A 2,843-nucleotide genomic window follows, 5' to 3' on the forward strand; every position below is an offset into this window, starting at 1 on the left:
CCCGCCCCCCCCCCCCCCCCCCCCTGGGGGCGGGGCGCGGGCGCCCCGTGGCCCCCCCCACCCAACGCGCCGCGGCATCCGTTATGCCTTTCCCGATGCGGGGATGGTGGTCGTTGGTATCGCGGAGGTAGGCGAAATCGCGAAGGTAGGTGAGTTGGCGGCGGAATCGGCCTACCTCCGCGATTTCTCCTACCTCGACGATTCGCGGCGGGGCGGCGGAAGCCGGCGGCCGTACAGTGAACGGATGCAGGCAGGCGATTTTCCGCGGGCGGCGATCATTGCGGGGCGACTGGATGTCGTGCCGCACACCGGATCCACGAACGCCGACCTTCTTGCGGCGGTGGCGGGAGAGCCGGACGCCTATCCCCACCTGTCAGTGCTGGTAACCGATGACCAGCGGGCCGGCCGGGGGCGCTTGGATCGCACGTGGACGGCGCCGCCGGGGGCTGCCCTCGCGATCTCGGTCCTTCTCCGAGTGCCCAGCATCCCCACCGAGCAGCGGGGTTGGGTGTCGCTGATCGCCGGCGCGGCGATGACGCGCGCGCTCCGGGGTCAGTTCGCTCCCGACGCCGCAGACGGGGGTTCGCGGGTGGGGCTGAAATGGCCGAATGACGTTCTGATCGACGGCGCGAAGGTGTGCGGCATCCTGTCGCAGATGCTGCCGGGTGAGCCCGACGCTATCGTCGTCGGCGCCGGGGTCAACACGCGGATGACGCCCGGGCAGCTTCCCGTACCCGCTGCCACGTCGCTGGCGATTGCCGGAGCCGACGTCGACCCCGACAGGCTGCTGGCCGACTACCTCCAGGGTCTGCGCCGGATGCTGGCAGCTGCAGTGTCTGCCGAGGGCGGCGTCGGCGTCCGCGCCGAGGTCCGGGAACTCTGCGCGACTCTCGGGAGCGAGGTGCGCGTGATGCTGCCCGACGAGCGGACGCTGGAGGGACGCGCGACCGGGCTCGACGACGCCGGGCGACTCATCGTCGCGGTCGGTGGCAAATCCCTATCCGTCGCGGCGGGGGACGTCATCCATGTCCGCTGAGACCCCCACAATGGGGGTATGTCGCTGCAGCCGGGCACCGGGTCGTCGGGGTACTCCCCGCCGCCGAGCTCCGTCGGGCGACCGCTGGCTCCCGCACCCGGCGTTTCGACGCCCGAACTGCTGATCGCAAAGATCCGGGGTCGCCGGCCCGCGCTGATTCTGTCGGCGATCGCACTGATCGCCGTAGCCGCAGCCGCCGGGTATTTCTACGACAACCTTCCGGCGCCCTTCGAGAACTGGATGCTGCTGGCAGCGGCTGCCGTCGTCATCTTCGTGCTCGTGTTCCTGCCGTTTCTGGCCTGGCGCGCGCACGTCTACACGATCACGACGCGGCGCGTCATCGAGCGCAGCGGTCTGTTCGTGACCCGGCGGCGTGAGCTCGCCCACGTTCGTGGGTATTCGGTGCAGATGCGCCGCGGACCGCTGCAGCGCCTGGCCGGCAGCGGCACACTCATCCTTTCGAACGGTGTCGACGCACCGATGCGGATGACCCGCGTCCCCCAGGTCGCGCTCGTCCACGAGGTGCTCATCGACCAGGTCGAGGTCAATCAGATCCTCGCTCACCGCGACGGGCAGACGCCTCCCGAGTCCTGAGCCGACCCGGGCCTGCACGCGACCGACGCGAGCGATCGCCCGGTTCGCGAGAGAATGGATCCGAACGGGAGGACTGCTATGACCTATCGCGTCGGTGTGATCGGCGGCGGACAGCTGGCGAGGATGATGATCGCGCCCGCTGTCGAACTCGGCGTCGAGATCCGGGTGCTGGCTGAGCAGGAGGGGATGGCAGCGGCGCTTGCTGCCACCGCGGTCGGCGACTACCGAGATGCCGACACGGTGCTTGCCTTCGCACGCGAGGTCGATGTCATCACCTTCGACCACGAACATGTGCCACAGCAGGTGCTGCACGCGTTGGTGGACTCAGGAATCGCGGTGCACCCCGGTCCCGACGCCCTCCGGTACGCGCAAGACAAACTGCTGATGCGCACGCGGCTGCAGGAAATGGGGATGCCGCAGCCCGACTGGGCAGCTGCCACCGGTCCGGATGAACTCGGCGCTTTCCTCGATGCCCACGGTGGGCGCGCCGTGGTCAAGACTCCTCGCGGAGGGTACGACGGTAAGGGCGTGCGCGTCGTATCGTCGCCGGACGGCGCCGCGGACTGGTTCACGGCTCTGGCTGAGGATGCCGGGGGCGGCGCGCTGCTGGTCGAGGAACTGGTCGAGTTCACCCGGGAGCTCGCGCAGCAGGTGGCCCGCACGCCGTCGGGCGCGGTTCGCGCCTATCCCGTGGTCGAGACCATGCAGCGCGACGGTGTCTGCGCCGAGGTTCTTGCGCCGGCACCCGGTGCCAGTCCCCGGCTCACGGCGGCTGCCGCCGAGGTGGGCGAGCGGATCGCGGAGGGACTCGACGTGACCGGGATGCTCGCGGTCGAACTGTTCGAGACGGCGGATGACCGCATCCTCGTCAACGAGCTCGCCATGCGCCCGCACAACAGCGGCCATTGGAGCCAGGACGGCGCCGTCACCAGCCAGTTCGAACAGCACCTGCGTGCCGTTCTCGACCTCCCGCTGGGGGACACCTCGCCGATCGCGCCGTGGTCGGTGATGATCAACATCCTCGGCGGACCCAGCGAGGGCGGCCTGTCGGAGCGGTTCGCGGCTTCGATGGCGCAGCATCCGTCCGCCCACATCCACACGTACGGCAAGGATCCGCGACCGGGGCGCAAGGTCGGACACGTGAACGCCGTCGGCACTGACCTCGACGACGTCGTCTACGACGCTCGCGCGGCAGCCGCGTTCTTCCAGGACT

Annotated in this window: 3 protein-coding genes; all 3 read left to right on the plus strand. The window is 69.8% G+C overall.

Annotated elements, in window-relative coordinates:
- The first annotated feature begins 244 nt into the window (after positions 1-244).
- Positions 245-1,036 carry a biotin--[acetyl-CoA-carboxylase] ligase gene (locus B3587_RS10260; RefSeq protein ID WP_292728360.1) on the plus strand — a complete coding sequence of 264 codons (792 nt, stop codon included), beginning with the start codon at positions 245-247 and terminating at the stop codon, positions 1,034-1,036.
- 18 nt (positions 1,037-1,054) lie between these two features.
- Positions 1,055-1,630, plus strand: a complete 576-nt coding sequence (locus tag B3587_RS10265; RefSeq protein ID WP_292728362.1) for a PH domain-containing protein — start codon at positions 1,055-1,057, stop codon at positions 1,628-1,630.
- A gap of 78 nt (positions 1,631-1,708) precedes the next feature.
- Positions 1,709-2,843, plus strand: a 1,135-nt coding sequence (locus B3587_RS10270) for a 5-(carboxyamino)imidazole ribonucleotide synthase (protein WP_292728364.1), incomplete at its 3' end; no start/stop codon positions are given.

It is taken from the genome of Microbacterium sp. UBA837, assembly GCF_002296025.1.
In the GTDB taxonomy this organism is placed as follows: Bacteria; Actinomycetota; Actinomycetes; order Actinomycetales; family Microbacteriaceae; genus Microbacterium.